Consider the following 20,366-nt stretch of genomic DNA (forward strand, 5'->3'; position numbering starts at 1 on the left):
GATACCACCGTCATCCGCGTACTCCCTGCATCCAGGGAGCACCATGCCACCAGTGACATCTCTAATTTGCAGAGGGTGACATTTCTAAATGGCGCTTACAAAATTTCGGTTTGATAATAATCATTATGTTAAGTCAGTAGGGAAGTGAGAAGGGGCGCCGCCGGCGAGCAGCGCCCGATAAAATCACCGAATCAGACGATCCCCGCGCCCAGACCCACGGGCTTACGTTCCTGAGCCTTGCGTTCACGCCATTGGCTGTCACGATAAGCCGCCAACACATCGATCGCGCCACCGGCTTCGGCGCGCGCCTTGGCGATGATCGGCGCGACATCGACATTATAGGCACGGCGCAGCGCCTGGAACGCCATCATCGTGTCATTGCCTTCCTGCGCGGCATGCAGCGCTTCGCGATCGACCAGCAGTGCCTTGGCGAAACAGGCCGTGATTGTCTCGGCCGACGACAGCATGGATTCGATCGGATCGGTCACATTGTGTGACTGGTCGATCATATAGCTGGGGTTAAACCCATCGCGCGGATTGAGTTCGGCTTCGACAAGCTCATTGAAGACCAGATACAGCTGGTGCGGGTTGATCGAACCGCTGTCCAGATCGTCGTCGCCATATTTGCTGTCGTTGAAGTGGAAGCCGCCCAGCTTGCCGAAGCGGTGCAGGCGCGCCACGATCTGCTCGATATTGACGTTGGGCGCATGGTGGCCGAGATCCACCAGGCACTTCGCCTTCGGCCCCAGTTCCTGCGCGGCGAGGATCGACGAGCCCCAGTCCGAGATCACCGTCGAATAGAAGGCCGGCTCGAACATCTTATGTTCCAACAGCATCCGCCAATCGTCCGGCAGTGCGGCATAAACTTGGCTCGCCGCCTCCAGATAACGGTCGAGGCTCCGGGCGAAGTCTTGCTGGCCGGGAAAGTTGGTGCCGTCGCCTACCCAAACCGTCAGGTCAGTCGAGCCCAGCTGGCGGCCGATCTCGATGCACTCGATATTATGTTCGACAGCCTGCTGGCGGGTCGCTTCCACCGTCGAGGACAGCGAACCGGTCGCATAGGTCTGTGCCTGTCCCGGCTGATCCTGGAAGGTGTTGGAATTGACCGCGTCAAAACCCAGACCAAGGCTCTCAGCTTCCTCGCGCAGCCCCTTGTAATCGCTCACCTTGTCCCATGGAAAGTGCGGCGAAACGCGCGGCGTGACGCGGCTCAGCTGGTTGATGACGGCGCAATCTTCCAGCTTCTCATGGATATTGGTCGGCTCGCCCGCGATCGGGAACTTTGCGAACCGCGTGCCGCCCCGCCCCGCGCCCCAGCTGGGCACGGCGACGGAAAAGCCCGTGACACGGTTCTTGATCGCATCGATGTCGATGCCGGTGCGCGACAGCTTGCGGCCGAGCGCGGCATAATCCTCTTCCAGCGCTTGCGCGTCGCGGGCGTTGGCTTCCGCGATCAGTTCGGCGGAAATGGGCAGGTTGCTCATGATATTAACCTCTCCTCGCCGATCAGCGCGTGAACGCTTGGGCATTGCCCGCATCGACATTGATCATGTTGCCGGTCGACTTAGCCGACGTGTCGCCCGCCAGGAAGTAAACCGCCTCGGCGATGTCGGAGGGCAGCACGTCGCGCTTCAGCATCGAGCGCTGGCGGTAATGTTCCTCCAGTTCCTTGCCGGAGTCGATCCCATGCGCGCCAGCGCGTTCCTTGCGCCAGTCGCCGTCCCAGATCTTGCTGCCTTTGATGACCGCATCTGGGTTCACCGTGTTGACGCGGATGCCGAAGGGCGCGCCCTCCAGCGCCAGGCAGCGCGCCAGATGGTTGGCGGCGGCCTTTGCCGAAGCGTAAGCCGACGCGTTGGTCGCGGCGGCAACGCCATTTTTCGAACCGATGAAGACGATTGACGCGCCGCCCTGCTCCTTCATCCGCTTCATCAGCGGGAAGGCGGCGCGGGCGGTAAGGAAATAGCCCTCGGCCAGCACGTCGTAATTCTTGCGCCACAGGGCGACCGTGGTCTCCTCGATCGGCGCTGAAGACGCGATCCCAGCATTGGCGACCAGAATATCGAGACCGCCAAACTCACGGGCGCAATCGTCGAATGCGGCCTGCACCTGCGCTTCGTCGGTCACGTCGCAGACGGCGGCGCGGATCACATCCTTGCCGAACTGCTTGGCAAAGCCCGTCCGCACTTCCTCGATCGCGTTGGCGTCACGGTCTGCCAGAAGCACGCATGCGCCGTCCGACAGCAGGCGCGCTGCGGTCGCAGCGCCGATGCCGCCCGCACCGCCCGTCACCAGGGCGATCTTGCCGACCAGCGGCTTGGGCTTGGGCATGCGCTGCAGCTTGGCTTCTTCGAGCAACCAATATTCGATGTCGAACGCTTCCTGCTCATCGAGCGCGATGTAGCTGCCGATCGCCTCGGCCCCGCGCATCACGTTGATGGCGTTGCCGTAGAACTCACCGGCCAGACGCGCCGTCGTCTTGTCCCCGGCGAAAGTGATGCGGCCCACGCCCGGCACCAGCACCACGATCGGGTTGGCGTCGCGCATCGCAGGCGAGCTGGATCGCTTGCAGCGCTCATAATAGGCCGCATACATGTCGCGATAGGCCGCGATCTGCTCGGCAAGATAAGCGTCATCCCGCAGCTTCGCCGGGTCGAGCGGCAACGGCGCGATCTTGGTGCGCAGGAAATGATCCGGGCAGGAGGTGCCCAGCGCAGCAAGACGCAGGAACTCGGCAGAACCCACAAATTCCAGCGCTTCAGCATCGTCCGAATAATGGCCGACCTTGGTGCGTCCGCCGGTCATCAGACCGCGCAGGCGGGGCATCAGGTCGGCCGCGATCGCGGCGCGATCCGGATTGGGCGAAACGACCTGACCGCCAAAGGCAGGCTTTTCGCCCAGTTTCGTGTTCAGATAATTGGCCGCGTCGGCGATCAGCTGGACCGTATGCTCATAACAGGACTTGGCGGTGTCGGCCCAGCAGATGATGCCATGGCCCGCCAGCATCACGCCCTCGACGCCCGGATTGGCCTTCACGAAGTCGCGCAGCTGCACGCCCAGCGTGTAGCCGGGGCGCTTCCAGGGAAGCCAGCCGATCTTGCCGCCCCAGATCTCCTTGGTCGCGGCTTCGCCACCCGAAGAAGCAGCCAGGGCAATAATCGCGTCGGGGTGAACATGGTCAACATGGGCAAAGGGCAGCAGCGAGTGCAGCGGCGTGTCGATCGATGCCGCGCGCGGATTCAGGTTGAACGTGCAGTGCGGCAGGTAACCGACCATCTTGTCGTCATCATCCGGCCCGCCATAATGCTTTTCAAGGCCCAGCAGCTTTTCCTGATAGAGGGTCGAGAAACCGTCCAGCTTCATCGATCCGATATCGCCGCCCGAACCCTTGACCCACAGGACCTGGACCTGCTCGCCGTTCAGCGGATCGGTTTCCTGAATCTTAGCGGAGGTGTTGCCACCTCCAAAATTCGTCACCGTCAGATCCGAACCGAGCAGATTCGATCGGTACAGAAGCAGTTCGGCGGGACTGAGCGTGGCGGCAATGCCATCATCCCAGCGGCTTGTGGGGACGGCAAAGGGTATGGCCGCCGACGAGACTGAATTTTGCATGTTCATGGCGCTCCCATTATCATTTGCGCTTTTCCTTATCAATCCTTTGCGTTATTAAACGATCATATTCGATCAAACAATATGAGAAAAGCATCATGCCGGAGGGCACGCTGAACCGCGGTTTCGCTATCATCGTCGATATCGGCAAAACGCTCAGCAAAGTTTCTTTATGGTCGCGGGACGGCCAGATACTCGACCGCCAGGTGCGCCCCAATCAGGTGCGGACGGACGGCGGCGCGCGCCGCCTGGACACGGCGGGTATCGAAGAATGGCTCATCGAATCACTCGGCAAATACGCCTCTGACGGAGCTCAATATATTGTGCCCGTCGCTCACGGCGCAGGCGTGGCCGCGCTTGTGCGGGACCAACTCGCCTTCCCCCCGCTCGATTACGAGCAGGCGATCCCTGAAGAGGTGATGGCGGCTTACCGGCTAGAGCGCGACAATTTTGCAGCGACGGGGTCGCCCGCCCTGCCGGACGGCCTCAATATCGGTTCTCAGCTTTTCTGGCTGGATCAGCTTTATCCGGCCGAAATGGCTGCGGCCACCCTCCTCCCCTGGGCGCAATATTGGGCATGGTTCCTGTCCGGCGTGGCGGCGACGGAAGTCACCAGCCTGGGATGTCACAGCGACCTTTGGTCGCCGGATGCGTCGCGCTTCTCTCCTCTGGCTGAACGCAGGGGCTGGGCGTCGCGCTTCGCTCCGCTCCGCAAGGCGGAGGACAGTCTTGGTGCCCTGCGGCCGGAGCTTGCGGAGCGTACCGGCCTCTCGCCCGACATCCAAATCCTCACGGGCCTTCACGACTCCAATGCAGCTCTTCTCGCGGCGCGCGGCTTCGATGAAATTGCGCATAGCGATTCGACCATTCTTTCCACCGGCACCTGGTTCATCGCGATGCGCCTGCCCGCGCAGCAGGTTGCGACGAGTGCGCTCGCCGAAGGGCGCGATTGCTTGGTCAATGTCGATGCCTATGGCTGTCCGGTGCCTTCGGCCCGCTTCATGGGCGGGCGCGAGATTGAAACGGTGATCGAATTTGACACGCGCCGTGTCGATATCAAACCCGATCAACCCGCCCTCTTGGCCGCCGTACCGCAGCTGCTGCGCAAAGGCGCCATGCTGCTGCCCACCCTTGCGCCCGGTTTTGGCCCCTATCCCACAAGCAGGGGCAATTGGGTCGCGCACCCGGAAGACTGGTACGAACGGCGCGCCGCCGTGTGCCTCTATGCGGCGCTGGTCGCCGAGACGATGCTGAACCTCATCGGCGCGCGCGACCGCTTGCTGGTGGAAGGCCGCTTCGCCGATGCCGAGGTATTCGTCCGCGCGCTTGCATCCCTGCGACCGGACATGGCCGTCTATACCGCCAACGCGCATAATGATGTGTCCTTCGGCGCCTTGCGCCTGATCGACCCGTCGCTCAAACCCCAAGGCTCGCTCAGCGTCGTGCAGCCGCTTGATGAAGACATCTCGTCTTACCGTTCCCGGTGGCTGGCCGGGATCAGTGAGCCCGCCCTTTGAGGATCCGTCCCATGCCGATAGCCAGCGTCGCCGATTTTCGCGAAGCCGCCCGCCGCCGCCTGCCCCGTTTCCTCTTCGAATATATCGACGGCGGCTCCTATGCCGAAGTCACGCTGCGCAAGAATGTCAGCGAACTGTCGGATATCGCGCTGCGCCAACGGGTGCTGCGCGATGTGTCCAGCATGGACCTGACAACCGAATTGTTCGGCCAGAAACAGGCGCTGCCGGTTGGACTTGCCCCGATCGGTCTTGCCGGTCTCAACGCCCGCCGTGGCGAATGTCAGGCGCTTCGTGCGGCCGAGGGCGCAGGCATTCCCATCACCCTCTCGACGGTCGGCGCTTGCTCGCTGGGCGAAGTCGCGCGTGCGGCAACGAAGCCCTTCTGGTTTCAGCTCTACATGATCCGCGACCGCGCTTTCATGAAGGATCTGCTGGCGCAGGCGGCCGCGGCCAACTGCTCGGCCCTCGTCTTCACAGTCGATATGCCTGTCCCCGGCACCCGATACCGCGACTATCATAGCGGCCTTGCCGGAGCGGACGGCCTCAAGGGCGCGATCTGGCGTGCGGCGCAGGCCGCGATGAAGCCGGACTGGGCTTGGGACGTTGGCGTGCGCGGCCGCCCTCATACTCTGGGCAATGTCGCCCCGGTGCTGAAGGGCAAGACCGGCATCGAGGATTTCTTCGCCTGGATGCGCAACAATTTCGATCCGTCGATCAACTGGCGCGACCTGGATTTCATCCGCTCCGAATGGAAAGGCCCACTGATCATCAAGGGCCTTCTCGATGCCGAAGACGCGCGCGAAGCGGCGGCGTTGGGCGCGGACGGTATCGTCGTCTCCAATCATGGCGGGCGTCAGTTGGACGGCGTGCTATCGACCGCGCGCGCCCTGCCCCCCATTGCAGACGCCGTGGGCGACAAGCTCACCGTGCTGGTGGACGGGGGCGTGCGCTCGGGGCTCGATGTGGTCCGCATGCTGGCGCTGGGCGCGAAGGGCGTGCTGCTCGGCCGTGCCTGGGCCTTTGCGCTCGCCGCGCAGGGAGAAGCGGGCGTCACGAAGATGCTGCAACTGATCGAAGCGGAGATGCGCGTGGCGATGGCGCTCACCGGATCCTGCAAGATCGCCGATATAAACCAGAGCATTTTGGCCGGGAGGGACATGTAATGAGTGCCGGAGCACAGAAGGACAATTGGCGGGACACGATCCTCGCAGGTCTTGCCAACTATATCGATGCGGGCTCGATCGTTGCCGGCTCGGCTGCCCTCGCGCTGTGGCAGGAACATTATAAGCTGTCGAACGACTTTATCGGCCTGATCGGCGCTTTCGGCCCGAACGCGATCGGCGCGGGCGTCGGCGCCTATATTGGCGGGCGGCTCTGCGACAAGCTCGGCCGTAAAAAGATCTACCAATGGGACATGCTCGTCTATGCCGTGGGCATGGCGATGCTGGTCTTCGCCTTCGCGCCCTGGATGATCGTCGTCGGCTTCCTCATCGTCGGCCTCGCCGTCGGTGCTGACATCCCCGCTTCCTGGTCGCTCATCGCCGAACAGGCTCCCGACGACCGGCGCGGGAAACATTCCGGCGTTGCGCAGGTGCTCTGGTATCTGGGTCCGGTCGTCGTCCTGCTGCTCAGCCTGGCGCTAACGGGCCTTGGCGAATTGGGCGCGCGCATCGTCTTTGCTCATCTGCTGGTCATCGCTCTCGGCCTCACCTTCCTACGCTCGCGTATGAAGGAGTCCGAACGGTGGGAAGCGGCTCAGGCGGAAGGCGTCGTCAAATTGCCGGTATCGACGCTGTTTCAGCCCAAATATCTCGCGTCCATCCTCGGTCTGGTCGGCATGTATGGGTTCTGGAATCTGTGGGCGGGGACGAACGGCTTCTTCTTCCCCTATATCCTGCGCACCGTGGGCGCTGCGACCCAGACGCAGTCTGTCGCCATTCAGGCGTTTTCCTTCTTCATCGGTATGGCGTCCATCGGCCTTGTGTTCATGCGCTATGCCGACAAGGTGAACCAGCGCACGTTGTTCGCGATCTCGGCCATCATCCAGGTTATCGGCATGGCATTGCTGGCCGTCTTTCCGCTGACGATCCCCATCGCCATCCTCTACGTCTTCCTGCTGCAATTCGGCGGCGGTTTCGGCGCGCAGAGCTTTTTCCAGCTCTGGAGTTCGGAAATGTTCCCGACGATGCTCCGTTCGACGGCGCAGGGCCTGTGCTTCGCCATCGTGCGGATCAGCCTCGGCATTTTCAGCTTCTTCGTCCCGATGCTCAGCGCTACGGGTTTCACGACGCTGGCGTGGATTTTGACGGGCTTCCTCGTCATAAGCGGCCTGATCGGCACGCTTTGGGCGCCGCGTAACGAAGGCAAATCGCTGGAGCAGTTGGAAGCTGAACGGCAGGCTGCTTGATTGAGGGGGGTTAGGGACGATGCACGCCACGGAACGTGAAAGGCTGATCATCGAAGCGATGGGCCCGAACGGCTTCGTCAGCTATCGCGACCTTGAATCGCGGCTTGCAGCGTCCCCGGCCACCATCCGCCGGGATCTTTCCCGGTTGGAGGAAGAAGGGGTGATCCACCGCGTCCGTGGCGGCGCCAAGCTCACCGAGCGCCATGGGGGCAAGCCAGAGGGCGCGGCCCGCCTTGCGGGCACCCCTTTCGCCCAGTCGATCACCGAACATCTGGCGCAGAAACAGGCGATCGGCCGCGCCGCGGCTCAACTGTGCCAGCATGGCGAAGGCATCATGATCGACGGGGGCACGACCACGCTTCAAATGTGCCCGCATATCGGCGGGCTGGACCTATCCGTTCTCACCAATTCGCTGCACATCGCCAACGCGCTGCTGCCGCAGTCCGGCACGCAGATCCTGCTTCCCTCCGGCACGCTCTTCCGCGAACAGAATATCATCCTGGCCCCGGCGGGCGAGGAATCCATGCCACGCTTTCATGCGCCAAAGCTGTTCATGGGCGCGGCTGCGGTCGGGCCCCAGGGCGTGATGCAGCAGGACGTCATCCTGGTCGCCGCCGAACGCCGCCTCATTGATCGGGCGGAGCAGGTCATACTTCTCGTGGACAGCTCCAAGTTCACCTCGTCGTCCGGCGCTATCGTATGCGGCCTGGATGAGGTGGACATCGTCGTCACGGACAAAGCTGTTCAGCCGCAAACGCTTACGATGCTGGAAAAAGCGGGTCCGCAGGTCATCGTCGTCCAGGCTTAAGCAACGAAAAGGGCTGAATATCATACGCTGCCACGGAGGCATGGATGATATTCAGCCCTGATAGTTCGTCCACCGACTGTTATTATTCTTCGCCGTTGTCTTTCACGCCAACGGTGGGAACATCGACCGTTTCCTTCTTGGAGCCGACGACAACTTCCTTGGAGTCCATATCGACCTTGGGAAGCTCGCCGCCCTTCACGCTGACCTCCGGCACATCGCCGCCGGACACGTCAGCCTTCCAGAAGCCGGTAGCAAACAAGATGCCGACAACCGCCAAAATCAAAATCACGACGATCGCGAGCGTCCGCCCGCCCCGGCTCTTGTGAACAACGGTACGGTCACCGGTATAGGGATCTCTATGAACTTCAGCCATAATCAAGCTCCTCCTGACCCACATTGAACAACTAGGTCATCGCCTTGTTCCCGAGGCCCGTCTGTTCAGCAGGGTAAGGAGCCGCAACGACGAATAAACTTTCCACCAAGAACTTGTTCATCGCCGCCCTCCAACAGATGTGCATTGACACACACTTCTCCCGCCCCTAGCCAAAGCTATACCATGGTATATAATTCGTAGCATATTGGAATGGGATAAAGCGGCGGGCGGCAGACCAATGGGTCACCACCCCTTCTTCCAGGGAGAGGCAAGGGTGAGAGCGACACGATATCTGGCGGGCATGGCCAGCTTTTCGCTGATAGGCAGCGCTCTTACCGCAGCTCCAGCTGCCCAAGCCCCAGTGGTTACAACAGCATCCGGGCCAGTGCGCGGCGTGGCTCAGGGCGCAGGCGGCATCTTCAAGGGCATCCCCTTCGCCCAGACGACCGGCGGCGATCATCGCTGGACGCCCCCTCGCCCTGCCCTACCCTGGACTGCATCCTTCGACGCGTCGCAATTCGGACCGATTTGCCCGCAGCCTGAAAGGCCCGATTACCGCAGCGAACGTCAGAGCGAAGACTGCCTGTCGATCAATGTCGCCACCCCCTCGTTTAGCGGCAAGAAGCCCGTCCTCGTGCTGATCCACGGCGGCGCATTCTTCGTCGGATCAGGGGCGGAATTGTTCGACGATGCTGCCCGCGCCTACAATGAGCGCGGCATATTGGTCGTATCGCTTAACTACCGCCTGGGACGGCTCGGCTTCTTCTCCCACCCCGGCCTTCGCGCTGAACAACCGGGAGCGCCGACCGGCAACTATTGGCTGATGGATCAGGTCGCCGGCCTGAATTGGGTCCACAGCAATATCGCCCGCTTCGGCGGTGATCCTGACAAGGTGACGATCATGGGCTGCTCGGCTGGCGGCTCGAGCATCAATGCCCTCATGACCTCGCCCAAATCACGGGGCTTGTTCGCAAGAGCCAGCGCACATTCAGGCGGCGGCATCAACAACGCCACCCGCCCGCAGGCGCAGGCGGAACGGGAAGGCGTCGCATTCGCTGCCCGCGCCGGAGTAACCGGCGAAGGCGGTCAAGCCATAACGGCCCTGCGCAGGCTCGATCCCGCCGCGATCATGGCCGCCGATCCCGGCCCGCCCAATTTTGGCGCAGTGGTCGATGGCGAGATGATCCCGCAGGAAACCGCCATCGCCTTCGCAAAGGGCGACATCGCCCGCGTCCCCTATATTGCTGGATCGACCAGCAATGAGGCGAGCATTTTCGGCCTGATGGGCTTTGACGAGAAGGCGCTGAGAGATCGCTTCGGCATCGACGTGGCCGCTGTGCGAAAAATCTATGATCCGGCGACCAAGCTCAGCCCCGCCGAATTGCTGCGGCAGGTGCAGACCGATTTCATCTTCACTTCGGCGGCGACCGCGACGGCGGGCCTCGCGGCGCGCTGGCAACCCAGCTGGTCCTATTATTTCGCCTATGTGCCCACGGCCGAGCGCGGCAAGGTAGCAGGCGCGCCACACTGCGCGGACTTCGGCTATACGCTGGGCGCGGCAAAGGCGTCACAGGGCGCGGAGAACGCTAGGTTGGCCGCCATGATGCAGGGCTATTGGACAAATTTCATCAAGACCGGCAATCCCAACGGCTCCGGCTTGCCGCAATGGAGTCAATATAAGGGTGCACATCGCGGCCCCTTGCTGATCGACAGCAAGACGACCGTGACGCCGAATTTCCGTGCTACCCAGATCGCCTATTGGTGGAAGCTCTGGGCCGAACGCACCGGTCAAAAACTCCCATGATTGTGATGAAGAGAGGCTGGCCCCCAATCCTGCCCCTGCTCGCCCTGACCGCCGCTGCGCCTCCGCCGCTCCAGTTTGAGGTTGGGCGGCAGCGTCCCGCCCCCTGGCCCGAAACCGCCGCCCGCTTTCCCCATGGCGTACGCGCAAGCGCCGACATCATCTACAGCCAGCCCCCCCACTACCGGCCGCTGCGGCTGGATCTTTATCGCCCCCATACCCGCAAAGCTCCGCTCCCGCTGATCGTCCATGTCCATGGCGGCGCGTGGATGACGGGGACAAAGCGGCATGGCGGCCCGATCAAGGATTTCCCAGCCGTTCTGGCGCAGTTCGCAGCGAACGGCTTTGCTGTTGCGTCCGTCGAATACCGGCTGGATGGCGAGGCTGCGTTCCCCGCGGCCATTCAGGACGTTAAGACCGCCATTCGTTTCCTGCGCTTCCACGCCAGGGAATATGGAATTGATCCGGCGAGGGTGGGCATTTTCGGCGGATCGGCTGGCGGTCAGCTGGCAGCGCTTGCCTCCACCAGTTGCGGCGTCGCGAAGCTCGAACCGCCAGCCGATCGCGATGCGCCGGACCTCACGCAGATCTCGGATTGCGTCCAGGCGGGTGTATCCTGGTATGGCGTCCACGATTTCGCGACCGTGCCGACACCGCCGGGGCAGACGGGTCCCGCCCCTTATTTCGGCTGTGAAGGGCGCTGTTCCCGCGATGTACTCGCCTTCGCCAGTCCGGTGACCTACGTCGATAGCCGGGACCCGCCTATGCTGCTGATCCACGGCGAAGCCGATACGCTGGTCGCGGTCTCCCAGACGCAGCAATTTGAGGCGGCGCTGAAATCGGCGCAGGTGCCGGTGACAGCTATCTATATTCCCGCTGTCGATCATGGCTTTGTCGGCAAGACCGATGAGGATACTTATCGCGCTAATATGAAGGCGCTCTCGGAGACGCTGGCCTTTTTCGAAAATCGACTGACGTCAGCGCGTAAGAGCGAACCGAGGAGATCAGGCACCCCTCTCCCTTCACCCTGAGCTGGTTGGACGGGGCATGTCCTTTGCTCCAACAACCTGCCCAAAAATATAAGCCGTACGTGCTGAGTAGGGGCTGAGCGAAGTCGAAGACCCATATCGAAGCATTAGCGCTGCATATGATCCTCCCGTCCAACGCACCATGTCCCGGCGATCCTCAAGTCACCTCATGCAAATCCACACCGCGCGTTTCAGGCGCGGCGATCACCGCCACGATGGTAAGCATCAGGCTGCCGATCACATAAGCGGCGACCAGCGCGGTGCCGCCGCTCGCCTTGTAGAGCGAAAGGGCGATGATCGGCGCCAGCGACCCTGCAAGGATCGAGGTGGCCTGATAAGCAATGCTCGCCCCCGAATAGCGCAGGCGCGTCGGGAAAAGTTCAGTGATCGCCGCGCCTTGTGGTGCATACATGGCCCCGTGCGCCACCATCGCGCCGGTGATGGCAAGACCTACGCTCCACAAACTGCCCCGATCCATCAATGTGAAGAAGACCAGGAACCAGGCCGCGACGCATACCGCCCCCGCGCCATAGACCAGTCTCCGGCCAATCCGGTCGGACAGCGCCGCAAACAGCGGCATCGTCATACATTCCACTGCAGAGCCGATCAGCACGGCATTTAGCACCAGCGATCGATCGCCGCCGCGAATTTCGGTGAAATAGGTGATAGAGAAGGTGGCGATGACATAATAGCAGATATTCTCTCCGAAACGCAGGCCCGCGCCGGTCAACAGCGCGCGCCCTTTGCGTCTGATCGCTTCCATCGCCGGGAAACGCTCCACCCCGCCTTCCGCTGCCTCGCGCGCGAAGACCATGCTTTCCGAAACGGCGCGCCGCAGCCACCAGCCCACCAGCACCAGGACGACGGACATCAGGAAGGGAATGCGCCAGCCCCAGGCGATAAAGTCCGCCTCCGTCAGCAACCCGGATGACGCGGCGAACACACCGGCGGCAAGCAGATTGCCCGCTGGCGCGCCGACCTGTGGCCAGCAGGTCCAGAAGCCGCGCTGCGCCGGTGGCGCGACCTCCGCCACGATCAGCACCGCGCCGCCCCACTCTCCACCAACCGCGAACCCCTGTAACAAGCGCAGCAGGATCAACAGGATAGGGGCCCATGCTCCAATCTGTTCATAGGTAGGAAGCAGGCCGATGGCGGTCGTCGATATGCCCATGGTGAGCAGGCTGATCATCAGCAGCGTTTTACGTCCGATCCGGTCACCGAAATGGCCGAAGACCACCCCGCCCAGCGGCCGCGCCAGGAACCCCAGCGCATAGGTGGAAAAGGCCAGTAGCGTTCCCGTTAACGAATCAAAAGACGGGAAAAACAATCGGTTGAAGACCAGAGCTGATGCAACGCCGTAGATGAAGAAGTCGAACCATTCGATCATCGTACCGATCAGGCTGGCGCCCACGACAGTTCGCAATTCGCGCCGGCTAACGTCGGGTTGCGCGCTCGTCATAGTCCTCGTGGCTGATCCGGTTGGCATGGCCCCTCCCCTTCATGCTCCAGGCGACTGCATAGAGGCGGAAGGACGGGATGAACAAGGGGCAGCGTGAAGGCCGGGGCAGATGTACCACCCCGGCCCGGAGATCACGCTAGGCTGCGCTGCTCCTGCCGCGTCTTCCAAAGCGACCAGCCTACGCCCGCTGCGAGCAACGCAAAGGTGACGCCCAGGCTCAGAACCGGCGGGAATTTGTCGCCGCCCAGCAGGAAATCGGCCACGAAAATCTTCGCGCCGATATAGACCAGGATCAGGGCCAGCGCATATTTGAGATAGTGGAAGCGGTGAACCATCGCTGACAGCGCGAAATAAAGCGCCCGCAGGCCCAGGATCGCCATGACGTTCGACGTATAGACGATGAACGTGTCCGTGGTGATGGCGAAGATGGCCGGGACGCTGTCCACCGCGAAGAGCAGGTCTGCGAAGTTGATCACCACCAACGCCAGGAACAATGGCGTGGCGGCAAGCACCATCTTGCCCGTCTTGTGGTGGGCAATACGGGCGAAGAAATGCTCGCCATGCAGATCGGGCGTCATGCGGACATGGGTGGCGATGAACTTGATCGCCGGGTTTTTCTGGATGTCCATCGGCGCATCGCCCGAAAACAGCATCTTGATGCCGGTGAAAATCAGGAAGGCGGCGAAAAGATAGAGTACCCAATAGGCTTCATGCAGCAGCATCGCGCCGCCGCCGATCATCAGGCCGCGCAGCACGATGACCCCAACGATGCCCCACAGCAGCGCGCGATACTGGTAGCGCGCAGGGATCGCGAAATAGGAGAAGATCAGGCTGATCACGAACACATTGTCGATCGACAACGCCTTTTCGATGAAGAAGCCGGTGAAATATTGCATCCCCGGCTCGGCTCCGCGCGCGAACCATATCCACCCGCCGAACAGCAGCGCCACGCTGACGTAAAAGGCCGAGAGGCCCAGGCTTTCGCGAATGCCGATCTCCCGGTTCTCCTTGTGCAGGAAACCCAGGTCAAAGGCGGTCAAGGCGACAACCAGGACGATGAAAACCAGCCAGAACCAGGCAGGGGTTCCCAGCCAGTCTGCAAATAGGAATTCCATGAAAACGCTCCTCCAGTGCAACATTAATGTTGATCGGAGGATCAGAAGCGAAAAAGAAGCTGGACCTTTTACCCTGCCATTCGCATCGGATCATCCGATGCGGTCCGACATCACGCGCCAAGGATAGCGCGCCAGAGGGGCCCGGTCCGCGATCCCGATTTTAGACCGCCAGCCGAAGATTTCAACAATTCGCTATTTTATTTTGCAATTCGCTAAAATTGGCGCTGCCTCCCAGCAGCACCGTCTCGATCAACCCAGCTCTATAGCTGCGCGTCGCCACCATCGACATAATAGTCTGAGCCCGTCACATAGCTCGCCTCGTCGGACAGCAGGAAAGTCGCGACGGCGGCGGCTTCTTCGGCCGTGCCCATCCGGCCGAGCGGATTGCCCGCAGCGATCTGCTGCGTGACCATGGAGGCATGCTCCTCCGGCAAGCCCAGACGATTGAAGAAGTCCGTCTCGATCGGTCCAGGACTTAGCGCATTGACCCGGATGCGCCGCGGCGCCAGTTCGCGCGCGAAACCCCGCACCAGCGAACGCACTGCTCCCTTCGTGGCCGAATAGAGCGCGCTGGCTTGCATCCCCTTATCCTTCGCGATCGAGGCCGTGATCAGGATGGAGCCACCATCGCAAACGATCGGCGCCAGCGCCTGCGTCCCGAACAACGGCCCGCCGACATTGATGTCCATGAGCTGGCGGTAAATATCAGGGGTCAAATGGCCAAGCGGCGCTCCTGCTCCCACACCGGCATTCAGGAACACCGCATCGATAGTGCCGAACAATCGCCCGGCTTCCTCTGCCAGCGCCTGCGCCGCTTCGGGCTTGGACGCGTCATTCACCAATATGTGAAGTGCCGGAAGCTGCTCCCTTGCACTCTCCAACCTCGCTGCATTGGACCCTGTGATGAGTACCGCACCACCCTCCTCGACGATGCGCCGCGCCGCCGCTAAGCCGATGCCGCTCGATCCCCCAGTGATGACCACCGACTTGCCACTAAATCTGCCCATGCTGCCGCCTCCTGAATACCAACCCGAGTCCGCTGGGTTATGCTTGGACGGTCATGCCTGACAGCCGGATTGCAAGTCCAGTCTCAGTACACCAATATTGGGCGCCGAGTGGAAGTCGCGGGCGCGAGTAGCCGATCGCGCGGTTGCGAAAGGGATGGCCTGTCCGGCCCTGCCGTCACGAACCGGCGCAGGAACGCTGGAAACAGCTTGAACCTAAGGCGACCGTAACCGTCACACCGGCCCTTCAACCAGTTCGGCTATTTCGAACATGAAGCTGCGCCAGCCCCGCGTCCTCGACGCACCGTCAGCAGCGGCGCGCTTCTTCTTCGCCTCAGCCAAGGATTTGACGTGGCCCCAGAAGACCTCGGTCCTGCCATTCTCCAGTTCGGCAACGATCCGCCAATAATGGGTGAACGGGTCGGCCGTCGGACCGATTCTCTTCACATATCCGTCGGCCATCGTCGCTGTGAGATATCGTTTCTTCCGCTTCACCATCATCCTTGTGTACCACGCCCGGTGGAAAGCGGCGCAATCGACACCATCTTGGATGAATGGATTATGCTGCACCCACAAATGAAAATATCGCCTATATCGGTCTGCTCGCTGATGAGGAGATCGAACTCGACAGCGCGGCGCTCGCATTAAGCGGCCTCGACCATGAAGGGGTAGATCTTGAACCCTATCTCGATCTGCTCGGTCAAATCAGCGCCACTGTGAACGCGGAAAATGCCGCTGCAGGACAGGACGGATCGCAATCTGGCGAGGTGCAGGGGGCTTTGCTCTCACGCGTGTTCGGCACCCGCTTTGACTTCGCGGGCGACAGATCAGCCTACGACGCGCCGCTCAACGCCGACATGATCCGCGTGCTCGACCGGCGGCGTGGCCTGCCGGTCAGCCTGTCGATCCTTTATGTTGCGGCGGCCCGGCGTATGGGGTGGACGGCTTACCCGCTCAATACGCCGCGCCATGTCTTGGTCAGCCTGGGTCCCGACAGCGACCGAGCGGTGATAGATCCCTTCAATCGAGGGGCGCTGGTTCAACCGGACCAGCTGGCTGCCTTGCTGGGGCAGACATCCAAGGCCCTCACCTCGTCTGGCGGCCTATATCTGGAACCCATGTCAAACCGGATGACCCTTGTGCGCCTGCTGTTGAATCAGGCAACACGAGCCGAGCAGGCTGGCGACAGCTGGCGAGCTTGCACGCTGTATGAGCGTATGACGATCGTCGCGCCCGAACATGGCGCTGGATGGTGGACGCTCGCGCGGCTGCAATTGGTTCACGGCGAAGTGGATGCCGCCCGCGCCAGCCTTAGCGCGATGCTGGAGATCACCCGAGACCCTGAGCGCCGCAGCCACATAGCTGCAGCGCTAGAGCGGCTTGCGGGCCAGTCTTCTGTTTAATGTGGACTAGGTCTGCTCCTCAGCAGCCTGCAGCCTGATCATCAGTCTTTCTTGAGGTCGTTCCCGGTGCGCTCCATGGCGGAGCCGACATCCTCCTTCGCTTCGCCAACTTCTCGCCGGGCGTCCCGTGCGGCATTGCCGGTCGCAGCGTCAAACCTGTTTGCGCCTTCGTCGATCACGCGCCCCGCATCATTCAGGCCATTGTCGATCTTATCTGCTGCTTCATCGACCGCGCCGCTCATGTCATTGCCGATCGCAGAGCCTGCATTTTCCATGCGGTCGGTGGCCTTTTCCGAACAAGCGGACAGCGTCGTGCCTGCCATGAACATTCCGGCCGCCAGAAATGCTCTTTTCATGATATTTCCCTCTTGCCGTCAAACACATCCGCTCAACCGTCATTGAGCGCATATGGTTGCCTCAGCGTTCAACGGCCGCGCAGTCCAAAGACCATCGACCGGTCAGCGTCCGGGATCAATCCTTCCAGCACCCGCCAGAAACCTGTGACCGAACCCTGACCCGCCTGGGCATAGGCAGCAGCCATTTTCTCGCGCAGGGCCCGAAATAAATCTGCTTCAAGAGCGGTGCCGGAAGGGCTGAGGCGTAGCAGCTTCTGCCGCCGATCGTTCGCCCCCTGCCGTGTCTCGATATATCCGCGCTCGATGAGGTCATTGAGGACCCGACCAAGTGATTGCTTGGTGATGGAGAGCAGCCGCAGCAGATCCTTGACCGTCAAATCGGGCTGGCGCGAAATGAAATAAAGGGCGCGATGATGCGCCCGTCCCAGCCCCTGCGCCGCCAAGCCTTCATCGATCGATCGGGTTAGGGCCGAATAGCCGAAATACAGCATCTCGATCCCGCGCCGAATCTCATCCTCGCGCAGAAACAGCGGCGAAGCAGGAGCAATCTGCGATGCCGACGCGGTTGCGGGCGAACTGTTTGCACTCATGCCGGCCATCCAGAAAGCTGATTTCGATGCAGCCATATTGGCGAACCGAGACCCTGATGACTAGGCTTTCCTTTCGCGCAACAGACGCTATATGCCGATCCGCGCCGGCCACGCCGGGGCACATGCTGGGGCGTAGCCAAGCGGTAAGGCAGCGGTTTTTGGTACCGCCATGCGCAGGTTCGAATCCTGCCGCCCCAGCCAGCCGAATCCTCTAGTTTCGGTCCATCTTCAGTGGATTACGAAAGAATCGCTATCGAAGAGTGTTGGACCCGGTTGGCCTCAACTGGGCTGGATTCGACACGTCTTTTATCGCGATTTTTATCGCGGTTTTATCTGCGCAGGGGCCGACCAGGATGTCGGCACATGACTCGCAAACAAACGCTTACCCCTTTTCTGATCGACCGATTGGCAACGGGGTCTCTTAATGACACTCTCCTGCCAGACCTCTCGGTCCAGATGCTATCGAGTGGAAGGAAAGTCTGGAAATATATGCGCTGGATCCCATCCAAACGCTTGTTTTAAAGGCGAACGCTAGGCGCTTAACCTATTTCACGATAGCGGCTGCCCGGGCGTGGGCGGGAGACCTCAATCCCGCGATCGAAAGCGGCACCGATCGACGCGACGCCTGGTGGGAAGAAGAGCGCCGCGCTTCGATGACAGCGAAGCGGGCTCACAATCTCTATATGGAGGCTGTCCGACAGGGGCGCGCCTCTCGGTCCCAGCGCAAGAACAAGCCCCGGACGATGTCGGACAAGATCGCCATATTCAGCCGTGATGTTGAACCGAACCTTGGCAACAAGATCATCTATGAGGGTCACCGAGGATGACCTGATTTCGCTGGTGGAAAAGAAGTGGAAGACCGCGCAGGTTCGCGCCAGCCGGCTTGCAGCCGAACTGAAGGTATTCTTTGGCTGGGCAGCATCGCTGCGAGGGAAAGAGGTCAGCTTGACAGTCGATCCGGCCAGACGCCTCGGCGACCTGCGCTTTCCAGAGACACCGCGGTCTCGGAAGCTCGGCATGGACGAACTGGACTGGTTCCTTGGGGGGCTCGCGCAAGAGCCGAGGCATTTCCGCCGGGGCATGTTACTTTGGCTCCTGATCGCCGCACGATTCTCCGAGGTTGTCTTCGCCAAAACGTCGGAACTGGTGCATGGCATTTGGACCATTCCGGCCGAGCGTTCCAAAAATGGGCAGGCGCATCGTATCGCGCTGGCGCCATGGGGCCTCCGCCTGTTTCATTCCAACTCGGAATGGCTGTTTCCCGCCGAAAAGGTTGAACGTCCGCGACACAAGGTTGGTACGAAGCCAGAAATCGGGTTCTGGCGCGCATGGAAAAAATGGCCGGACGACGATTGAGCGATTCACGCCGCATGATTTCCGGCGGACCGCACGATCCAACACCAAACGGCTCAATGTCGATTTCGAGTCCGCCGAAGCGATGCTCAACCATCTCAAGACGGGATTGGAGCGGACCTATGACCGATACGACCTCGAAGAGGAGAAGCGGCGCTGGTTTGCGCGCTGGGAGCAGGACGTGCTGATGATTGCCCGCCGTGCTGGTGTCGCTGATCTGGCCCCCGTTTTGACCGGACACTTTCAGGCCTGAGATGGAGGCTTCGGGATATCCCCTGAGCATATTTTTATATCTGGATATGAGGTTATCACGGCGGCCGTCGCCGGCACTGGACAGCATCGGAGAAGCTGCGGATCGTCGAAGCGACGCTGGACGAGAGAGCAAGAATTTCGGTGGTGGCGCGCCGGAATGGCGTAGCGCCTAATACCGGATGGGCTCGACGCCGGAACTTGGGTGAGCAGATCGCTCACAACACCCGCGATCAAGGGGCCACACACGCGGCCCAGAAGGTTAACGACGTTCGTCAGAACCGCGGTGGCCTGGCCTCTCCGGGCAAATGGCACGATGAGCGTGATCGCGCCCTAGACGGGAGTCGCCCAGGGAGCGGCGAGAAAGCCGGTCGTCACCTATCAAATCGCTGGGCAAGCAACTGGCTTAGAAGGGTGTGTTCTGACATGCGCCGCTCCGCCCGCCCCTCTCGGCGGCGGCGGGAGGGCCTTGTTGTCGCGATGTCCGGACCCGCTTATAAAAGCCCAGGATGTTTACCGGCGCACCCCTTGGAATCTCAGTCCGCTCCTATGGGCAGGATAGCGGCGTGCATCGGCATGATTTCGCGCAGCTAGTCCTGCCGATCCAGGGCTCGCTCGCCATCGCGTTTAACGGTCGGGAAGCGATACTCGACCGCAGGCTGGCGGCTTTCGTGGGCAGGTCGACCGACCATGCGCAGGAAGGCCGGTTGCTTAACCGATCCCTGATCCTCGATCTGGATGAGGCCACTCTGGATCCTCGCCTGCTGGACCGAATCGGGACCACCGGGCTTGTGGCACTCGCTCCGCAGGCCAGCAGCCTGATCGACTATATGGCGACATCCATGACGGGCGACGGTGCGGATGCGGCGCGGTTGCGGCTGTGGACGCCGCTGCTGCTGGATGCCCTTTCCGGCGATGTGCCGCCGATCCGATCCCGGCTCGCCCGGTTGCTGGACGCTCTTGAAGCCCGCCCCTTCGACCGCTGGACCGCCGCCAGCATGGCCGCGACCGCGGGTCTTAGCGTCAGCAGGCTGCATGCCCTTTTCCAGCAGGAACTGGAAACGTCGCCGCGCGCATGGCTGGGCAAGCTGCGGATCGACCGGGTTTGCGACTGGCTGGCGCGGACCGATCTTCCCATTGCCGAACTGGCCCATCGTGGCGGCTATTCCGACCAGAGCGCTCTTACCCGCGCCCTGCGCAAGGCCACCGGCATGTCCCCCGCTGCCTATCGACGGCACGCGCAGGAATCCGGGTCAAAAATACAGGATTCCTAGCCAAGACCAGACGACGACCG

General features: G+C 61.6%; 19 protein-coding genes, 1 tRNA gene and 1 pseudogene. 12 read left to right on the forward strand and 9 right to left on the reverse strand.

The window, feature by feature from the left end; genetic code table 11:
* Positions 1–191: 191 nt before the first annotated feature.
* Positions 192–1,484 carry an L-rhamnose catabolism isomerase gene (gene rhaI, locus ACFO3E_RS07100; protein WP_380803475.1) on the reverse strand — a complete coding sequence of 431 codons (1,293 nt, stop codon included), beginning with the start codon at positions 1,482–1,484 and terminating at the stop codon, positions 192–194.
* 22 nt (positions 1,485–1,506) lie between these two features.
* Positions 1,507–3,618 carry a bifunctional rhamnulose-1-phosphate aldolase/short-chain dehydrogenase gene (locus tag ACFO3E_RS07105; protein ID WP_380803477.1) on the reverse strand — a complete coding sequence of 704 codons (2,112 nt, stop codon included), beginning with the start codon at positions 3,616–3,618 and terminating at the stop codon, positions 1,507–1,509.
* An 89-nt stretch (positions 3,619–3,707) separates the two neighbouring features.
* On the opposite strand from ACFO3E_RS07105, the gene ACFO3E_RS07110 reads away from it, so the two are divergent.
* From ACFO3E_RS07110 to ACFO3E_RS07125, 4 genes are read left to right on the forward strand one after another with little or no spacing between them, the layout of a single operon-like run.
* Positions 3,708–5,126 (forward strand): FGGY-family carbohydrate kinase, encoded by a 1,419-nt coding sequence (locus ACFO3E_RS07110; protein ID WP_380803479.1) that lies wholly within the window; start codon positions 3,708–3,710, stop codon positions 5,124–5,126.
* Between the two features lie 11 nt (positions 5,127–5,137).
* Positions 5,138–6,289 carry an FMN-dependent L-lactate dehydrogenase LldD gene (gene lldD / locus ACFO3E_RS07115; protein ID WP_380803482.1) on the forward strand — a complete coding sequence of 384 codons (1,152 nt, stop codon included), beginning with the start codon at positions 5,138–5,140 and terminating at the stop codon, positions 6,287–6,289.
* Positions 6,289–7,533: an MFS transporter gene (locus tag ACFO3E_RS07120; protein WP_380803484.1), complete on the forward strand. Its 1,245-nt coding sequence runs from the start codon at positions 6,289–6,291 to the stop codon at positions 7,531–7,533. The genes lldD and ACFO3E_RS07120 overlap by 1 nt, the downstream gene beginning before the upstream one ends.
* 19 nt (positions 7,534–7,552) lie before the next feature.
* A complete protein-coding gene (locus ACFO3E_RS07125; RefSeq protein ID WP_380803486.1) occupies positions 7,553–8,341 on the forward strand; it encodes a DeoR/GlpR family DNA-binding transcription regulator in 789 nt (262 codons plus the stop codon).
* An 82-nt stretch (positions 8,342–8,423) separates the two neighbouring features.
* Here ACFO3E_RS07125 and ACFO3E_RS07130 read toward each other — a convergent pair whose 3' ends face one another.
* The gene (locus ACFO3E_RS07130) at positions 8,424–8,714 is read right to left on the reverse strand and encodes a hypothetical protein (protein WP_066529552.1); all 291 of its coding nucleotides are present in this window, start codon (positions 8,712–8,714) and stop codon (positions 8,424–8,426) included.
* Between the two features lie 274 nt (positions 8,715–8,988).
* Here ACFO3E_RS07130 and ACFO3E_RS07135 point away from each other — a divergent pair, with 274 nt between their 5' ends.
* Positions 8,989–10,518 (forward strand): carboxylesterase/lipase family protein, encoded by a 1,530-nt coding sequence (locus tag ACFO3E_RS07135; protein ID WP_380803489.1) that lies wholly within the window; start codon positions 8,989–8,991, stop codon positions 10,516–10,518.
* Positions 10,519–10,523: 5 nt separating this feature from the next.
* Positions 10,524–11,546, forward strand: a complete 1,023-nt coding sequence (locus tag ACFO3E_RS07140; RefSeq protein WP_380803491.1) for an alpha/beta hydrolase fold domain-containing protein — start codon at positions 10,524–10,526, stop codon at positions 11,544–11,546.
* Positions 11,547–11,700: 154 nt separating this feature from the next.
* Here ACFO3E_RS07140 and ACFO3E_RS07145 read toward each other — a convergent pair whose 3' ends face one another.
* The 4 genes from ACFO3E_RS07145 to ACFO3E_RS07160 all read right to left on the reverse strand — a co-directional run bounded on the left by ACFO3E_RS07145 (position 11,701) and on the right by ACFO3E_RS07160 (position 15,619).
* Positions 11,701–13,002, reverse strand: a complete 1,302-nt coding sequence (locus ACFO3E_RS07145) for an MFS transporter (RefSeq protein WP_380803493.1) — start codon at positions 13,000–13,002, stop codon at positions 11,701–11,703.
* 131 nt (positions 13,003–13,133) lie between these two features.
* Positions 13,134–14,117, reverse strand: a complete 984-nt coding sequence (locus ACFO3E_RS07150) for a TerC family protein (RefSeq protein WP_380803496.1) — start codon at positions 14,115–14,117, stop codon at positions 13,134–13,136.
* 260 nt (positions 14,118–14,377) lie between these two features.
* Complete coding sequence (locus tag ACFO3E_RS07155) at positions 14,378–15,124, reverse strand: SDR family oxidoreductase (protein ID WP_066529572.1); 747 nt, start codon at positions 15,122–15,124, stop codon at positions 14,378–14,380.
* A gap of 231 nt (positions 15,125–15,355) precedes the next feature.
* On the reverse strand, positions 15,356–15,619 hold the full coding sequence (locus tag ACFO3E_RS07160; protein WP_380803510.1) for a hypothetical protein: 264 nt from the start codon (positions 15,617–15,619) through the stop codon (positions 15,356–15,358).
* A gap of 56 nt (positions 15,620–15,675) precedes the next feature.
* Here ACFO3E_RS07160 and ACFO3E_RS07165 point away from each other — a divergent pair, with 56 nt between their 5' ends.
* Positions 15,676–16,524 carry a SirB1 family protein gene (locus tag ACFO3E_RS07165; RefSeq protein WP_066529575.1) on the forward strand — a complete coding sequence of 283 codons (849 nt, stop codon included), beginning with the start codon at positions 15,676–15,678 and terminating at the stop codon, positions 16,522–16,524.
* 41 nt (positions 16,525–16,565) lie between these two features.
* Here the strand turns inward: ACFO3E_RS07165 and ACFO3E_RS07170 are convergent, their stop codons facing one another.
* Positions 16,566–16,880: a hypothetical protein gene (locus ACFO3E_RS07170; protein WP_380803499.1), complete on the reverse strand. Its 315-nt coding sequence runs from the start codon at positions 16,878–16,880 to the stop codon at positions 16,566–16,568.
* Positions 16,881–16,948: 68 nt separating this feature from the next.
* Positions 16,949–17,470: a MarR family winged helix-turn-helix transcriptional regulator gene (locus tag ACFO3E_RS07175; protein WP_066531538.1), complete on the reverse strand. Its 522-nt coding sequence runs from the start codon at positions 17,468–17,470 to the stop codon at positions 16,949–16,951.
* Between the two features lie 126 nt (positions 17,471–17,596).
* On the opposite strand from ACFO3E_RS07175, the gene ACFO3E_RS07180 reads away from it, so the two are divergent.
* From ACFO3E_RS07180 to ACFO3E_RS07200, 5 genes and pseudogenes are all read left to right on the forward strand, one after another.
* Positions 17,597–17,671, forward strand: a tRNA-Gln gene (locus ACFO3E_RS07180).
* Positions 17,672–18,277: 606 nt separating this feature from the next.
* Positions 18,278–18,826, forward strand: a complete 549-nt coding sequence (locus ACFO3E_RS07185) for a hypothetical protein (protein ID WP_380803501.1) — start codon at positions 18,278–18,280, stop codon at positions 18,824–18,826.
* 82 nt (positions 18,827–18,908) lie between these two features.
* Positions 18,909–19,076 (forward strand): hypothetical protein, encoded by a 168-nt coding sequence (locus tag ACFO3E_RS07190; protein WP_156518583.1) that lies wholly within the window; start codon positions 18,909–18,911, stop codon positions 19,074–19,076.
* A 77-nt stretch (positions 19,077–19,153) separates the two neighbouring features.
* A pseudogene (locus ACFO3E_RS07195) lies at positions 19,154–19,666 on the forward strand (transposase); the annotation flags it as partial.
* Positions 19,639–20,346: a helix-turn-helix transcriptional regulator gene (locus tag ACFO3E_RS07200; RefSeq protein WP_380803504.1), complete on the forward strand. Its 708-nt coding sequence runs from the start codon at positions 19,639–19,641 to the stop codon at positions 20,344–20,346. The pseudogene ACFO3E_RS07195 and the gene ACFO3E_RS07200, both read left to right, overlap by 28 nt.
* Positions 20,347–20,366: the final 20 nt, after the last annotated feature.

It is taken from the genome of Sphingobium tyrosinilyticum (assembly GCF_042654265.1).
GTDB lineage: Bacteria > Pseudomonadota > Alphaproteobacteria > Sphingomonadales > Sphingomonadaceae > Sphingobium > Sphingobium tyrosinilyticum.